The organism is Mycobacterium colombiense (assembly GCF_001672755.1).
Lineage (GTDB): Bacteria > Actinomycetota > Actinomycetes > Mycobacteriales > Mycobacteriaceae > Mycobacterium > Mycobacterium colombiense_C.
The window spans coordinates 35,203-59,328 of the sequence record NZ_LZKI01000069.1; the positions used below are offsets into that span (position 1 = coordinate 35,203).

General features: G+C 67.1%; 19 protein-coding genes and 1 pseudogene. 4 read left to right on the forward strand and 16 right to left on the reverse strand.

Annotated features, from left to right (window positions below):
* Nucleotides 1–5: 5 nt before the first annotated feature.
* The 3 genes from A5708_RS26125 to A5708_RS09160 all read right to left on the reverse strand — a co-directional run bounded on the left by A5708_RS26125 (nucleotide 6) and on the right by A5708_RS09160 (nucleotide 6,090).
* The gene (locus A5708_RS26125) at nucleotides 6–2,564 is read right to left on the reverse strand and encodes a hypothetical protein (RefSeq protein WP_081292888.1); all 2,559 of its coding nucleotides are present in this window, start codon (nucleotides 2,562–2,564) and stop codon (nucleotides 6–8) included.
* Nucleotides 2,565–2,652: 88 nt separating this feature from the next.
* Entirely contained in the window at nucleotides 2,653–4,929 is a 2,277-nt protein-coding gene (locus tag A5708_RS09155) for a prolyl oligopeptidase family serine peptidase (protein WP_065028318.1), read from the reverse strand.
* A 33-nt stretch (nucleotides 4,930–4,962) separates the two neighbouring features.
* Nucleotides 4,963–6,090 (reverse strand): M24 family metallopeptidase, encoded by a 1,128-nt coding sequence (locus A5708_RS09160; RefSeq protein WP_065028319.1) that lies wholly within the window; start codon nucleotides 6,088–6,090, stop codon nucleotides 4,963–4,965.
* A 60-nt stretch (nucleotides 6,091–6,150) separates the two neighbouring features.
* On the opposite strand from A5708_RS09160, the gene A5708_RS09165 reads away from it, so the two are divergent.
* Entirely contained in the window at nucleotides 6,151–7,116 is a 966-nt protein-coding gene (locus A5708_RS09165) for a 5'-3' exonuclease (protein ID WP_065028320.1), read from the forward strand.
* 12 nt (nucleotides 7,117–7,128) lie between these two features.
* Here the strand turns inward: A5708_RS09165 and A5708_RS09170 are convergent, their stop codons facing one another.
* The 11 genes from A5708_RS09170 to dop form a co-directional block, all read right to left on the reverse strand.
* Nucleotides 7,129–7,887 carry a DUF4333 domain-containing protein gene (locus A5708_RS09170; RefSeq protein ID WP_065028321.1) on the reverse strand — a complete coding sequence of 253 codons (759 nt, stop codon included), beginning with the start codon at nucleotides 7,885–7,887 and terminating at the stop codon, nucleotides 7,129–7,131.
* 66 nt (nucleotides 7,888–7,953) lie between these two features.
* The gene (locus tag A5708_RS09175) at nucleotides 7,954–10,725 is read right to left on the reverse strand and encodes a DEAD/DEAH box helicase (RefSeq protein WP_065028322.1); all 2,772 of its coding nucleotides are present in this window, start codon (nucleotides 10,723–10,725) and stop codon (nucleotides 7,954–7,956) included.
* A 19-nt stretch (nucleotides 10,726–10,744) separates the two neighbouring features.
* Entirely contained in the window at nucleotides 10,745–11,701 is a 957-nt protein-coding gene (gene tatC / locus A5708_RS09180) for a twin-arginine translocase subunit TatC (protein WP_155765952.1), read from the reverse strand.
* A gap of 44 nt (nucleotides 11,702–11,745) precedes the next feature.
* On the reverse strand, nucleotides 11,746–12,024 hold the full coding sequence (gene tatA / locus A5708_RS09185) for a Sec-independent protein translocase subunit TatA (RefSeq protein ID WP_064881448.1): 279 nt from the start codon (nucleotides 12,022–12,024) through the stop codon (nucleotides 11,746–11,748).
* Between the two features lie 96 nt (nucleotides 12,025–12,120).
* Nucleotides 12,121–13,092 (reverse strand): helix-turn-helix transcriptional regulator, encoded by a 972-nt coding sequence (locus A5708_RS09190; protein ID WP_065028324.1) that lies wholly within the window; start codon nucleotides 13,090–13,092, stop codon nucleotides 12,121–12,123.
* Nucleotides 13,089–14,138, reverse strand: coding sequence for a helix-turn-helix transcriptional regulator (locus tag A5708_RS09195; protein WP_065028325.1), 1,050 nt, complete (start codon nucleotides 14,136–14,138; stop codon nucleotides 13,089–13,091). Before A5708_RS09195 ends, A5708_RS09190 begins: the two co-directional genes overlap by 4 nt.
* Nucleotides 14,139–14,259: 121 nt before the next feature.
* A complete protein-coding gene (pafA, locus tag A5708_RS09200; RefSeq protein WP_007770849.1) occupies nucleotides 14,260–15,618 on the reverse strand; it encodes a Pup--protein ligase in 1,359 nt (452 codons plus the stop codon).
* Between the two features lie 201 nt (nucleotides 15,619–15,819).
* Nucleotides 15,820–16,590 carry a proteasome subunit alpha gene (gene prcA, locus A5708_RS09205; protein WP_065028326.1) on the reverse strand — a complete coding sequence of 257 codons (771 nt, stop codon included), beginning with the start codon at nucleotides 16,588–16,590 and terminating at the stop codon, nucleotides 15,820–15,822.
* Nucleotides 16,587–17,477, reverse strand: a complete 891-nt coding sequence (gene prcB, locus A5708_RS09210; RefSeq protein WP_065028327.1) for a proteasome subunit beta — start codon at nucleotides 17,475–17,477, stop codon at nucleotides 16,587–16,589. Before prcB ends, prcA begins: the two co-directional genes overlap by 4 nt.
* Nucleotides 17,474–17,668, reverse strand: coding sequence for a ubiquitin-like protein Pup (locus tag A5708_RS09215; RefSeq protein ID WP_007770846.1), 195 nt, complete (start codon nucleotides 17,666–17,668; stop codon nucleotides 17,474–17,476). Before A5708_RS09215 ends, prcB begins: the two co-directional genes overlap by 4 nt.
* 118 nt (nucleotides 17,669–17,786) lie before the next feature.
* Nucleotides 17,787–19,295, reverse strand: a complete 1,509-nt coding sequence (dop, locus tag A5708_RS09220) for a pup deamidase/depupylase (protein ID WP_065028328.1) — start codon at nucleotides 19,293–19,295, stop codon at nucleotides 17,787–17,789.
* A 209-nt stretch (nucleotides 19,296–19,504) separates the two neighbouring features.
* Here dop and A5708_RS09225 point away from each other — a divergent pair, with 209 nt between their 5' ends.
* Nucleotides 19,505–20,686 (forward strand): hypothetical protein, encoded by a 1,182-nt coding sequence (locus A5708_RS09225; protein WP_065028329.1) that lies wholly within the window; start codon nucleotides 19,505–19,507, stop codon nucleotides 20,684–20,686.
* Between the two features lie 9 nt (nucleotides 20,687–20,695).
* Nucleotides 20,696–21,340: a hypothetical protein gene (locus tag A5708_RS09230; RefSeq protein ID WP_065028330.1), complete on the forward strand. Its 645-nt coding sequence runs from the start codon at nucleotides 20,696–20,698 to the stop codon at nucleotides 21,338–21,340.
* A gap of 22 nt (nucleotides 21,341–21,362) precedes the next feature.
* On the opposite strand, the gene arc is transcribed toward A5708_RS09230, so the two are convergent.
* Nucleotides 21,363–23,192: a proteasome ATPase gene (gene arc / locus A5708_RS09235; protein ID WP_065028335.1), complete on the reverse strand. Its 1,830-nt coding sequence runs from the start codon at nucleotides 23,190–23,192 to the stop codon at nucleotides 21,363–21,365.
* A gap of 306 nt (nucleotides 23,193–23,498) precedes the next feature.
* Between arc and A5708_RS09240 the strand changes: the two genes are divergently transcribed.
* Complete coding sequence (locus A5708_RS09240) at nucleotides 23,499–24,068, forward strand: hypothetical protein (RefSeq protein WP_065028331.1); 570 nt, start codon at nucleotides 23,499–23,501, stop codon at nucleotides 24,066–24,068.
* Here A5708_RS09240 and A5708_RS26730 read toward each other — a convergent pair.
* Nucleotides 24,049–24,120: pseudogene (locus tag A5708_RS26730) on the reverse strand (DUF503 family protein); the annotation flags it as partial. The gene A5708_RS09240 and the pseudogene A5708_RS26730 sit on opposite strands and share 20 nt — an antisense overlap.
* Nucleotides 24,121–24,126 lie beyond the last annotated feature (6 nt).

Sequence of the window (24,126 nt, forward strand, 5' to 3'; positions counted from 1 at the left end):
TCTTTCTACTCGAAGACATCAGTTACAGTGTAATCGCCTGGGCCTATCCATCCACCATCCACGACAGCCTCCGATGAGCCATTAGGCAAGACGCCACCGGGGATCCATTGTTCGTTCGCACCAGCCTCGTTGCCGGACGGAATTCGTAGGTTGAAGTTCCCTGGGTCAGCGATATCGATCCTGACAATCTTGTTTGAGTCTAGAAAACCTCGGGGTAATCCGAGTTCAGTCTCCATTGCCCGGAAGTCGCCCCCCGTTGCCGCTGTCATTGTATCGGCTTCATGTTTGGGCATCACGAATGATGTTCCATCCCGCTGGGCTATACCGTATTTCTCGAGATTGCTTTCCGGCATAAACCGGGTTGCGCCATCGTCGAACTTACGAAGTTGTTTCTCAATATATTGCGATGACAAGTACTCCGTAGGATCAGGACGAGTGCCTTTGGGCATGGCTATGATCTCATCGCGCTTGTCTGCGGTGAGTCCGTCCGCCGACCCGTCGTCCCCGTGAACAAGATGCGTGTCGTCCGGTCTACGCCTACTCGGATCGTCACCGTCCGGCGACCTGCCGTCCGGACGATCTTCCGGCGGGTCGCCACCGTCTCCATAGGACTTCGCACCACCCGGTTGGTGTCCCGCTGGCGTGCCTTTCTCGGCAGGCCCGTGCCAGCCACCGCTCAGCGGTGGCACTTCAGCCGGGTGACCGTTCGGAGGTGCGAAGTGCGGGGATGCCGGCGCCGGTGAGTGGGCTTCGAAAGGTACGGCTCCGCCGGGAAATCCGTTGGGCGACACTGGCGGCGAATGATCAATCGGTTGCGAGAGTGCCGATGGCAAGCGCTCACCGACGACGGTCGGCACTGCTCCAGCCGGCGAACCGGTGGCCGCCACCGACGCCGGTTCGTGCGGCCCATCCGAGAGGCCTGGCCTCGGAGCCTCGGGGGGTGTTGAATCCGGCGCGGGCATCGATCCCGGCGCCGAATCCGGCGCGTGGGGCGCGCCCGGAGCGCCATCCGCCGGACGAGGCACCGATTCAACCGGTGCGTCCGGCAACTTTCCTGGCGGCAAGCTCACGGGACTGCCACTCGGCGGCGCATCGCCTTTCGGCAGGTCTCCATCGAGATTTTCAAGATCTTTGGTTATATCGCTGCCGGTTTTGGCGATACCCGGCAAGGCACCGCCGGCGCCTTCCGCCTCGGCGGCCGCTCCTTTAACACCCTGGAGTGCCCCTTCGCCCTCCGCGAGATCCCCCGTCGCCTCGGCGCCGCCCGCCGCCTCCGCAGCTTTCACGCCCGACTTCGCTGCACCACCGCCACCGGCCATGGTTCCAAGATCGAAGCCAATCTCTCCGAGCCCCACCCCGGGCCGGTCTGAGGTCAAATCGTCCCAGTGGGTAAGGCCTTTCACGAGGCCGAGATCGGTTTTTGCCGCACCGGCCGGGTCGAACAGCGCATACGCCGGGATGGATTGGACCGCAGTCTTATCCAGTGCGGCCCAACTGGCCGCAGCGCCTTTGGGATCAAAGGCGAATCGACTCGGATCAAGTTGGTCTGCGAATTCCACAGCGCCAACCGCGCCTTTGAAGACGCCTTCTCCGAAATCGGTCCAAGCATCGAAGTAGCCCGCTGCCACACTCCCGACGTCCTCGCCGAAGAATTCGACCAACTGGCCGTCCACCAAGTGCTGCCCCCGAACCACCAGGCGATCGATGATCTGCATTCCGGTCTTCAGGACTTGTTCGCGTGCATGAGCTTCACGCTTCATGTTGTGCAGTACGCCATTGATGTCGTTGGCGATCTTTTCGAGTTCATCGAGCGCATCGCCTTCGAAGATCAATATCGCGTCGTGAACCAAATCGGTCAGGGACCCCAACCGGTTCAACAGATCCCGAATCTTGTTCTGGGCGTCGTCCACCTCGTCCGCGAAGTCGTCCAAGGTATCGGCCAGCTTGTCGCATTGCGGGCCCAACTTGCCGATGATAGCGGCGAGCAACGCCAGATTGTGCTGGACCAACTCGCCTTCCGGTATCTGCTGCCCGGCGATTACCGACTTCGGGCCGTTGAGCGCGGCTTGAACACCGCTAAGCGACGCGCCGAGTCCGCGCCAACAACCCGCGGCCGCATGCATTCCAACCGCATTGCCATTCGGCCACACATCGTCGAGCAGCGATTCCACCACTCCCCACAGCAGTGGTCGGGCGACGCCCGCACCCATGACGTCCGGCGCATTCGGAGGCGCGACCTTCGCGGGTGACCCCGGCGATGGCAGTACATGCCCGCCGCCGCCTACTTTCGAGGCTGCCTCTGCCCGTGAGTAATTCGACGCGCAAAGTTGAATCTTGGCCCCGAGCTTCCGGCAAGCATCGATCCCGGCAGCCACCCCGGTCAACAATGACCGCGCCGCGTTCTGATAGTTCAGCGCAAAGACCATGCCGGCGGAATCCTGGCCGCTATTGATCCCGAATCCAGCCGACAATTGGCCAAGGGCTGTGGCAATGCCGTCGCCAATGACGCTCACACCGGTGCCGGCGACAAACATCGCCTCCGGATCGACAGCCAAGGGAGCCACGTGCGGATTTTCGCTCAGGTCCGCCCGTCGCCGCTATTCACCCAATGATCGCTCCGCCAAGCTAGCCACGATCACCTAGCACGACAACTCATTCGTCAACAGTCGCCGTCAGCGTGATCTGGTGTCGCCCAGGCGACACCGTGACGGTCGGCCCGGCCGGTTGCCCATCGAGCTGCACGGCAACCGCCGCAGGCAAGCCGCCGAGCGTGATCTGGGCGGCGACATCGGTGGACACCGTGATGGTCGACTTCGGCAACGCGGCCAGCCCGGCACGCGCGATATCAACCCTCAGACCGGCAACCCCCTTGAGGCCCAACGTCAGATACGGCAGCGGGCCGACGGGACGTCCAACCTGCCAGTCCAGTTCGCTGTACAGCCCGGGCGTCGGCTCAAAACCCGGAATGACGCCGCGATGGTGCCGAATGGTGTGCGCGGGATCCGGCCGCGCGTACGAGCGCGCATCGACTTCGGCGACGGCCCCGCGCCGCTCGGTCACCTGGCGGTCGGCGGCCAGCTCCGACAACCACCACACCTGGTGTGGCCCGATACCCAGATCGGCGCGCACCAGCTGCGGATACCAGGCGAACGTGATGTGTCCCGGATCCGCTTGGCGCACAGCGGTTCCCATGTGGGAGATCGGATCTTCGAATTTGTCCTGGAACACCCAGGCGATGTGATCCTCGAGCGGGTAAACACTGAATCGGTGCCGGTAACCCAGCCGGTCGAGCTCCAGCACCTGCTCGGCGGCCGAGGCGAAGGGCACCAGTTCGTCGAGCAGCCCATGCGCGATGACGTACGGCAGCCATCGGGCGTTTGCCAGCAGCTTCCAGGTGTCACCCTCGCGGGCGCAGGGTGTGTCCAGATCGAGGTCGGCGGGGATGTCGACGTCAGGCAGCAGCCGCACACCGCACGTCGGGGGCCCCGCCAACACCACCGCCTGCGAGAACACCTGCGGGTAGCTCAGCCCCAGCTTGTAGGTCGCATACCCGCCCATCGAATAGCCGGAGATCACAGTTCGATTGGGATCGGTGCCCAATTGTTCGGCAACCCGCGCCCATACTTCCCAGACGTCGAGTTCGCCGGTGTCGAAGTACCAGGTGGACGGCCCCCGGGCCAACGGCGTGACCACCACCGAGTCGCGGCCCTCGCACACTTCGTGCAGCAGCCGCGGGTCGATCGCGGCGAACTGGCTCTGCCCGAGGGAAAGCGAGTGCAGCAGCAAGGTCAGCGGCAGCGCGCGGCCCGGCGCGTAACTCGACGGCAGGCAGATCGAGTACGGCTGCACCCGACCGAGGAATTGCGGCTTGGTGTTCAAGATGTCGTTGGCGGCCCAGCCCTGTTCCAGGCCCTGGCCGAGGTCGACCGACGACACGTACCACCGGGTGGACGGGCCGGTGATCACCGGCTCGGGAGCGGTTTCGCGGGCCGCCAGCCGAGCCCACGGCACCGTCAACGCGAACTCGGAGACGTCGCCATGTGTCAGGGCGGCCGCCTGAGCGGCATCCGACCAGAAGTTCAGGTGCGGCGGCTCCTGCTCGTTGGTGCGGAATGCCACGTTGTAGACGTTGGGTTGCCCGAGCAGCGCGCCGTGCAGGGCGGACACGTCGGCGAACCCATCCCCCGCCGCGTTGGCCAACCCCGCGACCAGGCGGACCGTCCAGTTCCCCGTGGGCTCCGCCAGCGACCGCGGGACCTGCGCCACAAACGACCGCGACTGCATGTCGACGCTGTGTTCGACCGGCGTCCTGACCTGAGTGGTGAGATCGATCAGCGCGGCGCCGCTGCCCGAGACCAGCAAGGCCATGTCGATACCCTTCGAGCGCACGCCCGCTCCGGCGGGCCAGTCTTCGGCCGCCGTTCGGGTGGGGTCGGTGTCGAAGGTGAACAGCGCGATGGGAATTGAGGCGTCCAACAAGGTATTCCAGTCGATCCGCCACCAGGTGTGGGTCTCGGTGAGCCCGATGGCGACGCGGAAGATGTCGGCGCCGTTGCCCGCCGCGGGCCCGTCGGGATAGACGTAGGTTCCGCGTGGCGGCGCCTGAATCTTCAGGTCGCCGATCGGGATGCCGGTCGCGCCATGGTCGTCGTAGAGGAAGTCGGTCCAGAACAGGGCACCGCCGGCCACTCGTCCGGCGCCGCATGTGCGTGGGAACTGCTCACCGAACGGCCATCCCGCGGGGGTGGGAAGCTTCGGCTCGGGGCGCCGCGCGGCCGGCGGCACACCCTCGGGCATCCCGTCGACCACGATGAGCTCAGCCGGCGGCGCAGGTGCCGGTGCTGATGGCGGTGCGACGTGGTGCAAGACCGCATCGGCGACGTGACGGGCAATGCGAATCGGCAGCAGCGGGAGATCCAGAAGTGACATCACGCCCAACCTACGCGGCCTGTGTCGCGTCGGTCAGGCCACCGGGACCACGATCAGTTCGTGTGGCCGGTTGTTGACGGCCAGGGCGCCATCGGGCGTGACGACGACGATGTCCTCGATGCGCGCACCCCACCGGCCCGGGAAATAAATGCCCGGCTCGATGGAAAAGGCCATGCCCTCGACCAGGGGCAGATCGTTTCCGGCGACGATGTAGGGCTCTTCGTGCACCGACAAGCCGATGCCGTGCCCGGTCCGGTGCACGAAATACTTCGCGAGCCCTTCGGCGGCCAGCACGTCGCGGGCGGCGGCGTCGACCTGCTCTGCCGTCACCCCCGGGCGCACCGCGTCATACGCTGCGCGCTGGGCGCGTTGCAGCACCGAATACTGTTCGGCCACTTCCGGATTCGGCTCTCCGATGCTATACGTGCGCGTCGAGTCGGAGTTGTAGCCGGGTTCATAGGAGCCGCCGATATCGACGACGACGATATCGCCGACCTGTAGTTCGCGATCCGAATACCCGTGGTGTGGGTCGGCGCCGTGCGGCCCGGACCCGACGATGATGAAAGCCACCTCCGAATGCCCTTCGGCCACAATGGCATTCGCGATGTCGGCGGCCACGTCGGCCTCGGTGCGTCCCGGGACCAGAAACTCCGGCACCCGGGCGTGCACCCGATCGATGGCCGCCCCGGCTTTGCGAAGCGCGTCGACTTCGCATTCCTCCTTGACCATGCGCAGTGTGCGCAATACATCGGTGGCCAGGACAGGCAGCACGCCGAGCACTCCGGCCAGCGGCAGCAGGTGCAACGCCGGCATGGCGTCGGTGACGGCGGTCGCGGCGGGGTCACCGCCCAACGCGGCGCCCACCAGATCGTAGGGATTGTCGCCGTCGACCCAATCCCGCACCGCCAGGCCGAGTTCGGCGATCGCAGACCCCTTGAGTGAGGCCAGCTCCAGCCGGGGCACCACCACCGTCGGGTCACCGGATGCCGGCAACACCAGCGCGGTGAACCGTTCCAGGGTCTGCGCGCGCGACCCGACGAGGTAGCGCAGGTCGTACCCCGGTGTGATCACCAGCCCGGCCAGGCCTGCGTCGGCGGCCGCGGCGGCGGCCGCGGCCAGACGGCGCTCATACACTGCTGCGTCGAAGCGGTGAGACTCCATGGCAGCCAGGCTAATGCTCGATCGCACGTCGCCTCGCGGCGGCGTGAGACCATAACCGGCATGCCAGCACCCCAATCACCGCTCGTGCTGCTCGACGGCGCCAGCATGTGGTTCCGCTCCTACTTCGGGGTGCCCTCCTCGATCACCGCACCCGACGGCCGGCCCGTCAACGCCGTCCGGGGATTCATCGACTCCGTGGCCGTGGTGATCACCCAGCAGCGGCCCCGCCGGCTGGCCGTCTGCCTGGACCTCGATTGGCGTCCCCAGTTCCGGGTGGAACTCGTCCCGTCCTACAAGGCCCACCGGGTGGCCGAGGAAGAGCCGCGGGACGAGCCGGACATCGAGGAAGTCCCCGACGACCTGACACCGCAGATCGACATGATCGCCGAACTCCTTGACGCGTTCGGGATCCCGACCGCCGGGGCGGAGGGTTTCGAGGCCGACGACGTGCTCGGCACTTTGGCGGCGCAGGAACGCAAGGATCCGGTGGTGGTGGTCAGCGGTGACCGCGACCTACTGCAGGTGGTGTCGGACGATCCCGTTCCGGTCCGGGTGCTCTACCTCGGCCGCGGGCTGAGCAAGGCCACGCTGTTCGGGCCCGACGAGGTGGCCGAACACTACGGCGTGCCGGTAGACAGGGCCGGGCCCGCCTACGCCGAACTCGCTCTGCTGCGCGGCGATCCCTCCGACGGCCTGCCCGGCGTCCCGGGCGTCGGCGAGAAGACCGCGGCCACCCTGCTGGCCCAGCACGGCTCGCTGGAACAGATCCTGGCCGCCGCCCACGACCCGAAGTCGAAGATGGCCAAGGGCGTACGCGCGAAGCTGCTGGGCGCGCTGGATTACATCGAGGCGGCCGGGAAGGTGGTGCGCGTGGCCACCGACGCGCCGGTCACCTTCTCGACGCCCGACGACGAACTACCGCTGGTCGCCGCCGATCCGCAACGCACCGCCGAACTGGCGACGGAGCTGGGTGTCGGCTCGTCGATCGCCCGCCTGCAGAAGGCCCTGGACGCGCTGCCGAACTGACGTGGCCGACGGCTACTGCGGCCGGCCGACCTCGTAGGTGCCCTTGTTGTCCTGGAAGGTCACCGTCACGTGCTTGGGCGCACCGTCGATGCTGACGTCGCAGTCGAACGTGGCGCCCTTCTTGACGGTGGGGTTCTGGCCGTGATTGCACTTGACGTTCTGGACGTTCTTCGCGCCGTAGCCGTTGGTTTCGTCGCTGAGGACCTGCTGGACCCCAGCCTGCGCCTTATTGACGTCCAGCTTGGTGGTGACGAAGAAGCCGGGCTGCCAGAAGCCGAGCACCAGCACGACCGCGATGAGTAGAAAGGCGATCGCGCCGCCGACGCCGGCGATCAGTCCGACGGGCCGCTTCTTGCCGGGCTGCTGCTCATAGCCGGGGTACTGCTGCGGGTACTGGCCCGGCTGGCCATACTGACCGGGCTGCGGATATTGCCCTGGCTGACCATATTGCCCCGGCTGCGGGTACTGGCCGGGCTGGCCGTATTGCCCCGGCTGGCCGTACTGGCCGGGCTGGCCGTACTGACCCGGCTGACCGTACTGCGGGTACCCCGGCTGCTGCTGCGGGTACTGCTGCGGATACGCCTGTTCGGCCGGCTGCTGGTACTGCGGGTAGTCGGCGGGCGGCGTGTAGGCGGGGGCCTGCCACGAAGTCTCCTGGTTCGACTGCTCGTTCCAGGTGGGTGCGACCTGAGTCGGGTCTGACGAGTGATCGCTACCTTGACCCTGACCAGGCGGTTGCCACTGCTGGTCCGATCCCTGCGGTCCGCTCATCTTTCTCCCTCAGCCCTTGTGTCTTGGCATGAACTATTCGGCGCTTAACGGTAGCTCCGGCCAAGCCTACCCGGCGTCAACTGCGACGACGCCGCGCCGAATGTCATTGATGGCCCGCTTGGCGGTAGCCCGTAACTCGGCGTCCGGAGCGGCGTTGCGGACCTGGTCCAGCAGGTCGAGCGCCTGACGGCACCAGCGCACGAAATCCCCCGCGAGCAGGGGCGATCCGGTGCCGGCCGGGTCGGCGGCCGCCAGTGCCGCGGCCAGATCTCCGGTCCTGGCCCAGCGGTAGATGACGTTGACGAAGCCGTCGTCGGGTTCGCGGCTCGGGGCGATCCGGTGCGTTTGCTCATCGGCGCGCAGCGCCATCGACAGCCGCGACGTCTGCTGCAGCGCCTGCCGCACTTGTTGGGTGGGCGCATCGGCCGCGAAGCCCGCCCCGGGCCCCTCACCACCCCGGGTTTCGTAGAGCACCGTCGAAACCACCGCCGCCAGCTCGGCCGGCTTCAACCCCGACCACGCGCCGGTGCGCAGGCATTCGGCGACCAGCAGGTCGCTTTCGCTGTAGATGCGTGCCAGCAGCCGGCCGTCGTCCGTGACGCGCGGGTCGCCGTCGCGCCCTTCGATGAAGCCGCGCTCGGTGAGCAACCCGACGATCCGGTCGAAGGTTCGGGCCAGCGAATTGGTGGCCGCCGCAACCTTTTTCTCCAATTGCACGTTGTCGCGTTCGATCCGCAGATAGCGCTCGGCCTGCCGCACCTGTGCCTCCAGGCCGGGCGTGTTGTGTGACGGGTGCCGGCGCAGTTGTTCACGCAACGACGCCAACTCGGGGTCGTGGAATTCGCCGTCGGAGTCCCCGCGGCCGCCGCGGCGCCGGGCCGGGATGGTCAATCCGGTGGCGGCCGATCGCAGCGCCGACGCCAGATCGCGCCGGACCCGCGGCTGACGGTGTTCGACCCGCTTGGGCAGTGACATCGAACCAACCGGTGCGGACGCGCCCGAGTAATCGGCCGTCGAAATCCTTCCCGCCCAACGATTTTCGGTGAGCACCAGCGGCCGCGGATCGGAGCTGTCGCGGGCGGATTCCAGCACCACGGCCAGACCGCCGCGCCGGCCATGGGTGATGTTGATGATGTCGCCGCGGCGCAGCGCGGCCAGCGCGTCGCTCGCGGCCTGCCGTCGCTGCAGCCGGGACGCGCGCGACTGCGCGCGCTCCATCTCGCTGATGCGTGCCCGCATCCGCGCGTATTCGAGAATCGGGGACTTGGGCCCGCCGAGCTCCCCGGCGATCTCGTCGAGCATCGCGGCGCCGCGCTCGATGCCGCGGACCAGCCCGACCACGGAGCGGTCGGCCTGATACTGCGCGAATGACTGCTCCAGCAACCGATGCGCCTGCTCGGGACCCATTTGTTGGACCAGGTTGATCGTCATGTTGTACGACGGGGCGAACGAGCTGCGTAGCGGGAAGGTGCGGGTGGAGGCCAGCCCGGCCACGGCGGACGGCTCGGTGGTCTCCTCGGTGGGATTCCACAGCACCACCGCGTGGCCCTCGACGTCGATGCCGCGCCGCCCGGCGCGGCCGGTGAGCTGCGTGTACTCCCCCGGTGTCAGCGCCACGTGCTGCTCGCCGTTGAACTTCACCAGCCGCTCGAGCACCACCGTGCGGGCGGGCATGTTGATCCCGAGGGCCAACGTCTCCGTGGCGAACACGGCCCTGACCAGCCCGGCGGTGAACAGCTCCTCGACAGTGTGGCGGAAGACGGGCAGCATGCCCGCGTGGTGGGCCGCCAGGCCGCGCAGTAGCCCCTCGCGCCACTCGTAGTAGCCCAGCACGCTCAGGTCGGCGTCGGCGAGATCGCCGCACCGGTGCTCGATCACCTCGGCGATCTGTGCGCGTTCCTCCTGGGTGGTCAGCTGCAGCGGCGAGCGCAGGCACTGCTGGACAGCTGCGTCGCAACCGGCACGGGAGAACACGAACGTGATCGCCGGCAGCAGTCCCTCGGAGTCCAGGCTGGCGATCACGTCCGGCCGCGACGGCGTCCGGTAGAAGCGGGGACGCGACGGCCGCCCGGTGCTTCCCCGTCCCGCCTGCCGCCGGGGCCCACGCCAGTCGGTCATCCGGTCCGCCTCGCGGCGGTGCGAAATATGGCGCAGCAGTTCGGGATTGACGCGCGGCTGACGATCCGCGGCCGGTTTCTCGTTGTCGTAATCGAACAGATCCAGCAGGCGCCTGCCCACCAGCACGTGTTGCCACAGCGGCACCGGACGGTGCTCGTCGACCACGACGGTCGTGTCGCCGCGCACGGTCTGAATCCAGCCGCCGAACTCCTCGGCGTTGCTGACCGTCGCCGAGAGGCTGACCACCCGCACCTCGTCGGGCAGGTGCAGGATCACCTCCTCCCACACCGGACCCCGCATCCGGTCGGCGAGGAAATGCACCTCGTCCATCACCACATACGAAAGCCCATGTAGGGCAGGCGAATCCGCATACAACATGTTTCGCAGCACTTCGGTGGTCATCACCACCACGGGCGCATCGGCGTTCACCGACATGTCGCCGGTGAGCAGGCCGATGCGGTCACGCCCGTAGCGCGCCGTGAGGTCGGTGTGCTTCTGATTGCTCAGCGCCTTCAGCGGCGTGGTGTAGAAGCATTTGCCGCCGGACGCCAGCGCCAGGTGCACGGCGAATTCGCCGACCACCGTCTTGCCGGCACCGGTGGGCGCGCAGACCAGCACGCCGTGGCCGCGTTCGAGCGCCGCGCACGCCCGCCGCTGAAAGCCGTCGAGCGCGAAGGGTAATTCGGCGGTGAACCGGCTGAGCTCCACCAGCTCCGCCACGTCAGGGGGCGGCGACGGGTCAGGTGACATCGTCGTGTTGCCCGGCGGTGAACGACGGCTCCGGTATCGCGGTGGGCGGTTCGATGACCGATGCTTCGTCGTCGGGAATCACGGCCTGGGCTTCACGTTTGGCCTTCCGTCTGTCATGCAGCCGGGAGATCTGGATGGCGAGCTCCAAGAGGATGGACAGCGCCAACCCGAGCGCGGTCATCGAAAACGGGTCGGATCCGGGGGTGAAGACCGCCGCGAACGCGAACATCGCGAAGATCAGGCCACGCCGCCACGCCTTGAGCTTCTCGTAGGGCAGCACGCCGATGGTGTTGAGCATGACGATGAGCAGCGGGAATTCGAAGCTGACGCCGAAGACCACCAGCAGGTTGATCAGGAAGCCGAAATACCGGTCGCCGGACAGCGCGGTCACCTGGACGTCGCTGCCGACGGTCAGCAGGAAGCCCAGCGCCTTGGCCAGGACGAAGTAGGCCAGCACCGCGCCGACGACGAACAGGACCACGGCGGGGATGACGAACGCGACCGCAAAGCGACGTTCCTTCTGGTACAGGCCGGGCGTGATGAACGCCCACAGCTGGTAGAACCACACCGGGCAGGCCAGCACCACCCCGGCCGTCAGCCCCACCTTGAGCCGCAGCATGAATTGGTCGAACGGCGCGGTGGCCAGCAGCCGGCACTGGCCACCGGGGCTGATCTCCGCGCGCGCCGACTGCGGCAGCGAACAGTAGGGATGCCGCAGCCACTCGCCCAGGCTTTCCAGCCCGAAGATCGAATGCGAGTACCAGACGAACCCGAAGATCGTGGTCACCAGGATGGCGGCCAGCGAAATCAGCAGCCGGGTGCGCAGCTCGGTCAGATGGTCGACCAGCGACATGGTCGCATCCGGGTTGGTTCGGCTGCGCCGGTTACGGGGGTTGAGGCGCCTCAGCAGGCCGGAAGTGCGCGCTGAAACCTTGAAGACTCTCACGATGCTCGGTCAGTGGCGCTCGGGCAGCGCGACGATGATGGCGGCTACGCCGGACGTGCTTCGCTGTGCCCCTGCTCGCTGGGCGCCGGTGCGTCGACCCGCTGCGACTGCACGGGAGTGGGGTTCGCCGCGGAGGCCTCGCCCTGGGTCCCCAGGGCCGACGTCTCCGCTTTGTTCTCCGTCTGCATTTCGCGGAGCTCGGACTTGAAGATCCGCATCGACTTACCCAGCGAACGCGCCGCATCGGGGAGCTTCTTGGCACCGAACAGCAAGATCACCACGACCGCGAGGATCGCCCAGTGCCACGGACTAAGACTGCCCACTTTGATTACCTCCAGACGTTCACCCGATGCTACCGCAGTAGCGGCATGTGGCGGCGGGCCCGCGCCGCGCCGCGGTGGACCATGTCGCCTGGGCTTTTATGAGCTCAGGGCTTCGTAGGACGTCACAGCGGCCGTCGCGGCGTCCCGCACCCGCTGTGCCAGGGACTCGGGCTGCAGCACCTGCACGTCGGCCCCGAAGCCCAGCACCAGCCGCGTCATCCAATCCTCGGAGGCGTAGGTCATCACCGCCTCGCACGATCCGTCCGGCAATTCGCGCACGTCGCGCATCGGGTAGTACTCGAACATCCAGGACGCCGCGGGCGCCACCCGCAGCTTCGCCGACGGCAGGGAGGGGTCGCCGTCGAACAGCGAGGTGTCCGGCGGGGCGTGCAGCGCCGGCTCGGGCGGCGCGGCCGGCTCGTCGAGCTCGCTGGCGTCCACGATCCGGTCGAAACGGAACAGCCGGACGCCTTCGGCCTCGCGCGACCAGCCCTCCAGATAGCTCTGGCCGCCGATCAGCAGCACCCGGATGGGGTCCACGATCCGGCTGGTCAGGGTATCGTGCGAGGCGGAGTAGTAGTCGATGGTCAGCGCGTGCCTGGACTGGACGGCCGCACGCACCGCGGCGGTGGCACGGTTCTCCACCGGCGCGGGCTCGTCGACGGCCGACGCCGCGTGGGTGGCGTCGTGTCCGAGGGCTCCCGCGGCATCCTCGATCTTGGCGATGGCGCTGCGCGCGGCTTCGGGGTCGACGACGCCGGGAATGTCGACCAGCGCACGCAATGCCACCAGCAGTCCGGTGGCCTCTGGCGAAGTGAGCTTCAGCGGACGGTCGATGCCCGCGGAGAACGTCACCTCGATGGTGTCCCCGGAGAACTCGAAATCGATCAGGTCACCGGGGAAATAGCCGGGCAGACCGCACATCCACAACTGGTTGAGGTCTTCTTCCAGCTGCTTGGCCGATACGCCGAGGTCGGCGGCGGCCTTGGCCCGGGTGACCCGGGGATTGGCCTGGAAATACGGCACCATGTTGAGCAGCCGGATCAGGCGGGTGGAGATGGGTGTCATGCGGACACTCCGCCGCGGCCGGGCGGTTGCCCCGCACCGACGGCGTCGATCCCCGCGTCGGGGCCCGCGTGCGCGCGCAGCCGGGCCAGCACGTCGTCGCGCAGCGACCGCGGTTCCAGCACCAGGGCGTCGGCTCCGTAACCGGCGATGTCGCGTGCCAGCTGGTCGGCGGAGGAGATGTCGAGCTCGATCACCTCGCCCCCGCGACCGCCGAATTGGCGCGCTTCGACGGGCCTGCCGGCGCGCCGCAGCGCGGTGGCCCGCCCGTCGGCCACCCATACCCGGGCCTGTCCGATCGTCGGCGCCGACACGTCGGTGACGGTCTGGGCCACGATCTTGCGCAGGTCAACGCCTTTCGGCACGGTGACGGCGCCCGACGGGCCGATCGGCGTGACGTCCGGGCCGATCCGGGAGAGCCGGAAGGTGCGGGTCGCCTCGCGGTCGCGGTCGTGGCCCACCAGGTACCAGCGACCCTTCTCGGTGACCACACCCCAGGGCTCGACGGTGCGGGTGGCGTACGGCTCGGCCCGGGACGGCCGGTGCGGAAACTGCACGGCCTGGCGAGAATCGATGGCGGACAACAGGATTCCGAGGACTTCCTCCGACCCACGCAGGCCCGGCACCCCGGCCGGCGACGCGATGGCGACGGGCGCGTCCGGATCGACGTCGACGCCGGCCGCGCGCAGTTTGAGCAGCGCGCCCTGGGTCGCGGTGATGAGTTCGGGTGACTCCCACAGCTGGGTCGCCACGGCCACCGCGGCGGCCTCGTCCGGGGTCAGGTCGACCGGCGCGAGCGAGTAGGCGTCACGGTTGATCCGGTAGCCCTCGGTGGGGTCCCAGGCCGACGCCCGGCCGACCTCGAGCGGGATGCCGAGGTCGCGCAGCTCGTTCTTATCGCGCTCGAACATGCGCGAGAAGGCCTCGGCGCTGGCACTGTCCGAGTAGCCCGCCACGCTCGACCTGATCTTCTCCGCCGAGATGTAGCCGCGGGTGGACAGCAGGGCGATGACCAGGTTGACCAACCGCTCGACTTTTGACGTCGCCATTGGCTCCAGATTATTCGATGGACCTCGTCCGCCGCTTTCACGGCCGTTCGCGTCGCGCTATTCCCTGCGGCCAGTCCTGTGCCCGCGGGGCTGATGTGACAGTTGCCGAGCCGATGTGCGGCTACATGCTCGCGATCAGGCGCTTGACCCGCTCGTCGACCGCCCGGAAGGGGTCCTTGCACAGCACGGTGCGCTGGGCCTGGTCGTTGAGCTTGAGGTGCACCCAGTCGACGGTGAAATCCCGGCCGGCGGCCTGGGCCGCACTGATGAACTCGCCGCGCAGCCGCGCCCGGGTGGTCTGCGGCGGGTTGTCGACGGCCTCGGCGATCTCCTCGTCGGTGGTGACGCGCGCGGCCAGCCCCTTGCGCTGCAGCAGATCGAAGACGCCGCGCCCGCGCTTGATGTCGTGGTACGCGAGGTCCAGCTGGGCGATCTTCGGGTCGGACAGCTCCATGTTGTAGCGGTCCTGATAGCGCTGGAAGAGCTTGCGCTTGATCACCCAGTCGATCTCGGTGTCGACCTTGGCGAAGTCCTGGCTCTCGACCGCGTCGAGCTGGCGGCCCCACAGGTCGACGATCTGCTCGATCTGCGCGTTGGGCTCCCGGGTCTGCAGGTGCTCGACGGCCCGGCTGTAGTACTCGCGCTGGATGTCCAGCGCGCTGGCCTGCCGCCCGCCCGCCAGCCGCACGGGACGACGACCGGTGACGTCATGGCTGACCTCGCGGATGGCGCGGATGGGGTTGTCCAGCGAGAAGTCCCGGAACGGGACGCCGGCTTCGATCATCTCCAGCACCAGCGCGGCCGTGCCCACCTTGAGCATGGTGGTGGTCTCGCACATGTTGGAGTCGCCGACGATCACGTGCAGGCGCCGGTATTTCTCGGCGTCGGCGTGCGGCTCGTCTCGGGTATTGATGATCGGCCGGCTGCGGGTGGTGGCCGAGGAGACGCCCTCCCAAATGTGCTCGGCGCGTTGGGAAAGGCAGAACGTCGCGGCCTTGGGCGTCTGCAGCACCTTGCCGGCCCCGCAGATCAGCTGGCGGGTGACCAGGAACGGCAGCAGCACGTCGGAGATCCGGGAGAACTCGCCCGCCCGCACGATCAAGTAGTTCTCGTGGCACCCGTACGAGTTGCCCGCCGAATCGGTGTTGTTCTTGAACAGGTAGATGTCACCGCCGATGCCCTCGTCGGCGAGCCGCTGCTCGGCGTCGACCAGCAGGTCCTCCAGCACCCATTCCCCGGCGCGGTCGTGGGTGACCAGCTGTACCAGGCTGTCGCACTCGGCGGTGGCGTACTCGGGGTGGCTACCCACGTCGAGATACAGGCGGGCGCCGTTACGCAGGAAGACATTGGAGCTGCGGCCCCAGGACACGACGCGACGGAACAGGTAGCGGGCCACCTCATCCGGACTGAGCCGGCGGTGGCCATGGAACGTGCACGTCACGCCGAACTCGGTCTCGATGCCCATGATTCGTCGCTGCACGTAATCGAGGGTACTTGCTGTCCGACCGGGACGGTGGGCAAGCCGCGCGTATCGGTTCGACAGAAGTTTTTCGTCGACCCCTGGGTGACTACGCGCGGCGCGGTGAACCACCCGTCCGCCCGCAGGCCAGGCGTTAGCTCACCCGCACCTCAGGCACCACCAGGCCCATCAGCTCCGACGAATGGGCGCGGCGGTTGGGGTCTATTCGGAGGAGTCGCCGTCCGACTCGGACGGTTCGCCGTCGCCACCCGAGCCGTTGGAATCCAGCTCGCGCAGCAAATTCTCCAGGGTGGCGCGATTGATCCGCCGGAACGCCCGTCGCGGCCGGTTGACGTCCAAGATGGCGACTTCCAGGCTGCCCACGTCGAGGGTGGACTGGTCGCCGTTGGACGCCTCGCTGCCGGCCCGCAACGCTTTCACGGCGATGCGGGTGGCCTCGCGCAGATCGGCGTTCTCCGCGTATGACTCTTTGAGCGCTGTGGTGATCGGTTCGGTGGTACCGCCCATCACCACGAAATGCGGCTCGTCGGCGATCGATCCGTCATAGGTAATCCGGTACAGCTCAGGCGGTTTGGTTTCGCCGCAATGCGCGACCTCGGCGACGCACAACTCCACCTCGTAGGGCTTTGCCTGCTCGGTGAAAATGGTGCCCAGCGTCTGCGCGTAGACGTTGGCCAGCTGGCGGCCCGTGACGTCGCGACGGTCGTAGGCGTAGCCGCGGGTGTCGGCGAATTGGATTCCGCCGCGGCGCAAGTTGTCGAATTCGTTGAACTTGCCGGCGGCCGCGAAGCCGACGCGATCGTAGAGTTCGCTGATCTTCTGCAACGACCGTGACGGGTTCTCCGCGACGAAGAGCACACCACCGGCGTAGACCAGGGCGACCACGCTCTTGCCCCGGGCGATGCCTTTGCGCGCGAGCTCGCTGCGCTCGCGCATCGCCTGCTCAGGCGAGATGAAATACGGGAAGCTCACTTCTCACCGCCATCGGGGCCGAAAGTGTCAGCGCGCGAACGGCTTTGGATCACTTCGCGCGCCAATTCGGCGATGCGTGCCGTCGGCACTTCCAGCGCACCCTCTGCACCGATAGTGACCGCGGTGGGATAGATCCCGCGCACCAGATCCGGTCCGCCGGTGGCGGAATCGTCATCGGCCGCGTCGTAGAGCGCCTCGATCGCTACCCGCACCGCGGAGTCGGCGTCGGTGACCTGTGAGTACAACTTCTTCATCGACGACTTGGCGAAAATCGAGCCCGACCCCACCGACTGGTAGCCCTCCTCTTCCAGGTTCCAGCCGCCGGCGGCGTCGAACGACACGATGCGGCCGGCGCCTTCGGAATCGGCCGCATCGATGTCGTAGCCCACCAGCAACGGCAACGCGATCAGACCCTGCATCGCGGCCGCCAGGTTCCCGCGCACCATGATCGCCAGGCGGTTCACCTTGCCCGCGAAGGTGAGCGGCACGCCTTCGAGCTTTTCGTAATGCTCGAGCTCCACCGCGTAAAGGCGGGCGAACTCGACGGCGATGGCGGCGGTGCCGGCGATGCCGGTGGCGGTGTAGTCGTCGGTGATGTACACCTTCTTGACGTCACGCCCGGCGATCATGTTGCCCTGCGTCGAACGCCGGTCACCGGCGAGCACGACGCCGCCGGGATATTTCAGCGCGACGATGGTGGTGCCGTGCGGCAGCTGCCCCGTGGCGGCATCCGATTGCGTGCCGGACAGGCTCGCCGGCAGCAATTCCGGCGCCTGGCGTCGCAGCAGCTCAGCAAATGACGAGAGGTCGATAGCGGGGTCTCTTGAAAATGCGGAGCCGGGGAGTGCGGAATTGGTGGACAGGCGATTAGAGAAAGGCCAGGTCACTGTCCGCCCTTTTGGACATACGCGCGAACGAAGTCCTCAGCGTTCTCCTCGAGCACGTCGTCGATCTCGTCGAGCAGATCGTCGGTGTCCTCGGCTAGCTTTTCCCGGCGCTCTTGGCCCGCGGCGGTGCTGCTGGCGACGTCGTCTTCGTCGTCGCCACCACCGCCACGCTTGGTCTGCTCCTGAGCCATCGCCGCCTCCTGCGTTGTGTGGGTCCTTTGAATGGCTTATTCACCGATCAAGCCACACTGCCCGTTGGTCTTTCCTAGCCTACCGGTCAACCCCGACGTTCCCGCGGTTAACCGGCACCTAGCTGGTGAGTTGTTCGACCAGTTCGGCGGCGCTGTCCACCGAGTCCAGCAGCGCCCCGACGTGCGCCTTGCTGCCGCGCAGCGGCTCGAGCGTCGGAATGCGGACCAGCGAGTCACCACCGAGATCGAAAATCACCGAGTCCCAGCTGGCCGCGGCGATGTCGGCGCCGAATCTGCGCAGGCATTCGCCACGGAAGTACGCGCGGGTGTCCGTCGGCGGCTTGTCCACCGCCTCGAGCACCTGGTGTTCGGTCACCAGGCGCTTCATCGAGCCGCGCGCGACGAGCCGGTTGTACAGGCCCTTGTCCAGCCGGACGTCCGAATACTGCAGGTCCACCAGATGCAGCCGCGGCGCCGACCAGCTCAGGTTTTCGCGCTGCCGGAACCCTTCGAGCAGGCGCAGCTTGGCCGGCCAGTCCAGGATTTCGGCGCACTCCATCGGGTCGCGCTCGAGCTGGTCGAGCACATGCGCCCAGGTTTCGACGATGTCGGACGCGCGCGGGTCGGGGTCGCGGCTGTCGACCAGTTTGGCCACCCGATCGAGGTAAACCCGTTGCAGCGCAAGCCCGGTCAGCTCACGACCGTCGGCCAGAGCCACGGCGGTGCGCAGCGAGGGATCGCGGCTGATCGCGTGGACCGCGTGCACCGGCCGCGCCAGCGCCAGGTCGCTCAGGTCGATGCCGTGTGCCGGGCCCTCTTCGATCAGGTCCAGCACCAGCGCGGTGGTGCCCAGCTTCAGATACGTCGACGTCTCGGCGAGGTTGGCGTCGCCGATGATGACATGCAGCCGTCGGTAACGGTCGGCGTCGGCGTGCGGTTCGTCGCGGGTATTGATGATGCCGCGCTTGAGCGTGGTCTCGAGGCCGACCTCGACCTCGATGTAGTCCGAGCGCTGGGACAGCTGAAACCCGGGCTCGTCGCCGGAGGGCCCGATGCCGACCCGTCCGGAACCGGTGACCACCTGCCGCGAGACCAGAAAGGGGGTCAGCCCGGCGATGATTGCCGAAAACGGCGTCTGCCGCGACATCAGATAGTTCTCGTGCGACCCGTAGGAGGCGCCCTTGCCGTCGACGTTGTTCTTGTACAGCTGCAATTTCGCGGCCCCGGGCACGCTGGCGACGTGGCGGGCGGCGGCCTCCATCACACGCTCGCCGGCCTTGTCCCAGATCACCGCGTCGAGCGGGTCGGTGCACTCGGGCGCGGAGTATTCGGGGTGCGCGTGGTCGACGTAGAGCCGCGCGCCGTTGGTCAAGATCATGTTGGCCGCGCCGACCTCGTCGGCGTCGACCACCGGGGGTGGGCCGGCGGAGCGGCTCAGGTCGAAGCCGCGGGCATCCCGCAACGGCGATTCCACCTCGTAATCCCAGCGGGTGCGCTTGGCGCGCTGAATGCCCGCCGCGGCTGCATAAGCCAAAACCGCCTGCGTTGATGTGAGGATCGGGTTGGCCGTCGGGTCCGATGGCGATGAAATACCGTATTCGACCTCCGTCCCGATGATTCGTTGCATGACCTAAGCGTAGGCCGGGTGACGAAGCGGCCCGCGCGGCGGGGCGCGCAGGAGCCGGCCAATCGGGTCTAGCCGGGTGACGAAGCGGCCCGCGCGGCGGGGCGCGGTGGGACCGTTGGGCGGGGCCGCCGATATCGGCAAAATGCCAGTCCGGCAACCGTTCCGATAAGGCCACCGCCGGCGACCCGCCGGCCGTAGGGTGAGCCGGCATGGAGCTACTTCGCGGCCGCGCTCCGAGCCGCCGGGCCGAGCCGAGCGCCGCGGCCGAAAGCTGGTTTTTGGAGCGCGGGTTGCCGTCCGTACTCACCCGGCGCGCGCGATGGCGGCGGCTCTGGACGCGGTCGGCGCCTGTGCTTGCCGCGTACGCGGTGCTGCAGGCCTGCATTTTGGCGGTCTATCTGATCACCGGCGGCAACGATGTCGAGATCAGCGGCGCGCCGACAACCTCGGAATTGGCCGTGCTGGCTGTGCTTGCGCTCGCCCTGCCGTTGATGGCGGTCGTCGGCTGGCTGGTCTCGCGAACGCGAAGCCGCAAGACACGCACCGCGATAGCGACGTCGTCGGTGCTGGCCGTGGCGTGCGTGGGAGTCGCCGTGGGCGACGTCGTCCAGGAGGCCATCGTTGTCGCCGTCGTGCTGTTCCTGACCGGCAGCGGCATCGGATCGGTCCTGGGCTGGGCGGTACGGATGATGCTGTCGCACCTTGCGACCGTGGGCGCCTTGGCCGTGCGGGCCCTGCCGGTCGTGCTGCTGACCGCGTTGGTGTTCTTCAATACCTACGTGTGGCTGATGGCGGCGACCATCAGCGGCAACCGGCTGGCACTGGCGATGGCGTTCCTGGTCACCATCGCCGCGGCGTTCGTCAGCTCGGCCACGCGAGAGCGCGTCAGGCCGATGCTGCAATCGGCGACGACACCGCGCGACGAACCCGAAAAGCTCGCGGGCACACCGTTCGCCACGTTGCCCAACCCCGCCGCCGGTGCACCGCTGAAGAAGTCGGAGCGCCTCAACGTGGTCTTTGTTCTGGCCGTATCTCAGCTGGCGCAGATCCTGGTGGTGGCGGTGGTGACCACCGCGATCTACTTGATTCTGGGGCTCATCGTGCTCAGCCCCGAACTGCTCAACGAGTGGACCCACACCTACAAGAGCAGCGCGACGGTGCTCGGATTCACGCTGCCGGTGCCCGACTCGCTGATCCACATGACGTTGTTCCTCGGCGCGTTGACGTTCATGTACATCAGCGCCCGCGCGGCCGGCGACGCGGAATACCGCTCAACGTTCCTCGACCCGCTGATCGACGACCTGGACACGACTTTGGCTGCGCGCAACCGCTACCACGGCGTCGCCGGAGTCACCGTCTGTCGTGTTGACGGCGCCGACACCAGTGACTAATTTCACCCTGTGTCCGCCCCTGGATCCGACCACGCCGTCGGCAAGCACGCACTCGACCTGTCCGGGAAGCGCTACGGCGAAGTACTCCTCGTAACGCCGGGCGAGGCGGGGCCGCAAGCAACGGTGTACAACAGCTTCCCGCTCAACGACTGTCCCCAAGAGCTGTGGTCGGCGCTGGACGCGCACGCCATCGCCACCGAACACGGGGCGGCCGCCGCCCTGCTCAACGGTCCCCGGTATTGGCTGATGAACTCCATCGAAAAACAGGCCAAGGGGCCGCAGATCACGAAATCCTTCGGCGGAATCGAAATGATCCAGCAGGCCACCGTGCTGCTGTCGTCGATGAACCCGGCGCCGTACATCCCCAACACCGTGAACCGCCACACGGTCTTCGTCTTCAACGCCGGCCAAGAAGTGTACGAACTCATCGATCCTCAAAACCAGCACTGGATCATGCAGACCTGGAGCCAGGTCGCCGACGCCACCCTCTCGCGTGCGGACCTGCCGGGCCTCGCCGATCGTCTCGACCTGCCGGCGGGGTGGGCCTACCAACCGCGCGTGCTCGCCGACGAATTGCGCGTCGACACAACACAGCGCCCGGCCCAGGTGCTGCAGGACAATCTGACGAACAGCTATTCGCTGGTGACCGACTGACCGCCGCTGAAGGTGTCGGGCCCTACAGGTACTGACCCAGGTTGGATTCGGTGTCGATGGCCCGCGATGCGCTCGAGCTCTTGCCGGTGACCAGGGTGCGGATGTAAACGATCCGCTCGCCCTTCTTGCCCGAAATCCGCGCCCAGTCATCGGGGTTGGTGGTGTTGGGCAGGTCCTCGTTCTCGGCGAACTCGTCGACGATCGAGTCCAGCAGGTGCTGGATGCGCAGACCGGGCTGACCGGTCTCCAGCACGGACTTGATCGCGTTCTTCTTCGCGCGGTCGACGACGTTCTGGATCATCGCCCCGGAGTTGAAGTCCTTGAAGTACATGACTTCCTTGTCACCGTTGGCATAGGTGACCTCCAGGAACCGGTTGTCGTCGATCTCGGCGTACATCCGGTCGACGACCTTCTCGATCATCGCCTTGATGCATGCCGACCGGTCGCCCTCGAACTCGGCCAGGTCCTCGCCGTGCACCGGCAGCGACTCGACCAGGTACTTCGAGAAGATGTCTTGCGCCGCTTCGGCATCCGGCCGCTCGATCTTGATCTTCACGTCCAGACGTCCCGGCCGCAGGATGGCGGGGTCGATCATGTCCTCCCGGTTGGAGGCACCGATCACGATGACGTTCTCGAGTCCCTCCACACCGTCGATCTCACTGAGCAGCTGAGGAACCACCGTCGTCTCGACGTCCGAGGACACCCCGGTGCCACGGGTACGGAAGATCGAGTCCATCTCGTCGAAGAACACGATCACCGGTGTGCCTTCCGACGCCTTTTCCCGGGCGCGCTGGAAGATCAGCCGGATGTGCCGCTCGGTCTCGCCGACGAACTTGTTGAGCAGCTCGGGCCCTTTGATGTTCAAGAAGTAGGACTTGGCTTCGCGGGCGTCGTCGCCGCGCACCTCGGCCATCTTCTTAGCCAACGAGTTGGCCACGGCCTTGGCGATCAGCGTCTTACCGCAACCGGGCGGGCCGTAGAGCAGCACACCTTTGGGCGGACGCAGCGCGTACTCGCGGTACAGCTCCTTATGCAGGAACGGCAGCTCCACGGCGTCGCGGATCTGCTCGATCTGGCGAGTCAGGCCACCGATGTCCAGGTAGCTGACATCGGGCACCTCTTCCAGCACCAGGTCCTCGACCTCGGCCTTGGGGATGCGCTCGAAGGCGTAACCGGCCTTGGTGTCGACCAACAAGGAGTCGCCGGGCCGCAGCTTGCGCGGCCGGGTGTCGTCGTTGAGCGCGTCGGGATGCCCTTCCGGCAGGTTCTCGGCGACCAGCGGCTCGGCCAGCCAGACGATGCGTTCCTCGTCGGCGTGCCCGACGACGAGGGCGCGGTGCCCGTCGGCCAGCAGTTCACGCAACGTGGAAATCTCGCCGACCGATTCGTACGTACCGGCCTCGACGACGGTGAGGGCCTCGTTGAGGCGGACCGTCTGACCCTTGCGCAGCAACGGAACTTCGATATTCGGCGAGCACGTCAGCCGCATCTTGCGACCGGAGGTGAACACGTCGACGGTGTCGTCCTCGTGGGTGGCGAGCAGGACGCCGTAACCGCTCGGCGGCTGCCCCAGCCGATCGACTTCCTCACGCAGCGCCAGCAGTTGCTGGCGGGCCTCTTTGAGGGTCTCCATCAACTTGGAGTTCCGCGACGCAAGGGAGTCGATGCGCGCTTCCAACTGATGCACATCGCGCGTGGAGCGGGCGCCGCCATGCGAGCCGGCGGCGTGCTCGAGCTGCTCGCGCAACATCGCTGCCTCGCGGCGTAGTTGCTCCAATTCGGCCTCGTCGCCGCTGGACAGGTCTGATTCGTGGGGGGTTCCGAAAGCATCAGAACGCTCTGAGCTACCCATCTTGCGCTCCTTTCCCACACCGAATTGGCGCGGCGGATACTTCAAAGCTACCGGCGATTGCCGATTGATGTGCGTAGTCAAATACCCACGAAAAGTTAAGATTTTCGTCACGCTGGTAATCTCGGCCACTAATCGTGATGATCGAAAGGGCCGCAGTGACCGCAAAAAGCCTCGCCACAGGCTCGACCCGCGTCGCCGTCGTAGCCCCCGCCGCCGGTGTGACTTCAGTTGCACCCATCGGCCCGACCTTAGCGACACCCGTCCTTCGCGAAGCGGCCAGAGCCGCGTAGCCGGCCGACCGACTGGATGCACCGGCCACTGTTAGTAACGCTGAGCGCCGCCACCGCCGCGGCGGCAGTTGGGCTCGCGTCGTGTTCGTCGCCGCACCCGAAGAGTGATTCGTCGGCCGCCTCTTCGCTGCCGCCGGCCTCCTCCAGTCAGGTTGCTGCGCCGGTCACGGCTCCCCTGCCGCCCCCCGAAGCGCTCACCGACGTGCTCGCCCGACTCACCGACCCGAACGTTCCGGGCGCCAGCAAGGTGAATCTGGTGGAAGGCGCGACGCCGGAGAGCGCGGCCAACCTGGACAAGTTCACCAACGCCTTGCGCGACAACGGCTATCTGCCGATGACCTTCAACGCGAGCGACATCGCATGGTCGGACAAGAACCCGTCGAACGTGAAGACCACCATCGCCGTGCACACCGCACAGGCCAACAACGCCAACTTCACCTTCCCGATGGAGTTCACCCCCTTCCAGGGGGGTTGGCAGCTGTCGCGGCACACCGCCGAAATGCTGCTGGCCCTGGGGAAGTCACCGGCGGCTCCGACTTCGGGGGCTCCCGCACCTCCCCCGGGCCCACCGCCCGCTTCTGTTTGAGTGACCGCACGTCGCCGAGCAACACGTCGAACTCGAGCCAGCCGATCCACAGGCCTGG

What these genes read in the sequence shown, in the direction of transcription:
- A5708_RS09155 (WP_065028318.1), bottom strand. Translation starts at nt 4,929, where the DNA reads ATGTCACTTCTGGATCTCCCGCTGCTGCCGATTCGCATTGCCCGTCAC.
- A5708_RS09160 (WP_065028319.1), bottom strand. Translation starts at nt 6,090, where the DNA reads ATGGAGTCTCACCGCTTCGACGCAGCAGTGTATGAGCGCCGTCTGGCC.
- A5708_RS09165 (WP_065028320.1), top strand. Translation starts at nt 6,151, where the DNA reads ATGCCAGCACCCCAATCACCGCTCGTGCTGCTCGACGGCGCCAGCATG.
- A5708_RS09170 (WP_065028321.1), bottom strand. Translation starts at nt 7,887, where the DNA reads ATGAGCGGACCGCAGGGATCGGACCAGCAGTGGCAACCGCCTGGTCAG.
- A5708_RS09190 (WP_065028324.1), bottom strand. Translation starts at nt 13,092, where the DNA reads ATGACACCCATCTCCACCCGCCTGATCCGGCTGCTCAACATGGTGCCG.
- A5708_RS09195 (WP_065028325.1), bottom strand. Translation starts at nt 14,138, where the DNA reads ATGGCGACGTCAAAAGTCGAGCGGTTGGTCAACCTGGTCATCGCCCTG.
- A5708_RS09215 (WP_007770846.1), bottom strand. Translation starts at nt 17,668, where the DNA reads ATGGCTCAGGAGCAGACCAAGCGTGGCGGTGGTGGCGACGACGAAGAC.
- dop (WP_065028328.1), bottom strand. Translation starts at nt 19,295, where the DNA reads ATGCAACGAATCATCGGGACGGAGGTCGAATACGGTATTTCATCGCCA.
- A5708_RS09225 (WP_065028329.1), top strand. Translation starts at nt 19,505, where the DNA reads ATGGAGCTACTTCGCGGCCGCGCTCCGAGCCGCCGGGCCGAGCCGAGC.
- arc (WP_065028335.1), bottom strand. Translation starts at nt 23,192, where the DNA reads ATGGGTAGCTCAGAGCGTTCTGATGCTTTCGGAACCCCCCACGAATCA.
- A5708_RS09240 (WP_065028331.1), top strand. Translation starts at nt 23,499, where the DNA reads ATGCACCGGCCACTGTTAGTAACGCTGAGCGCCGCCACCGCCGCGGCG.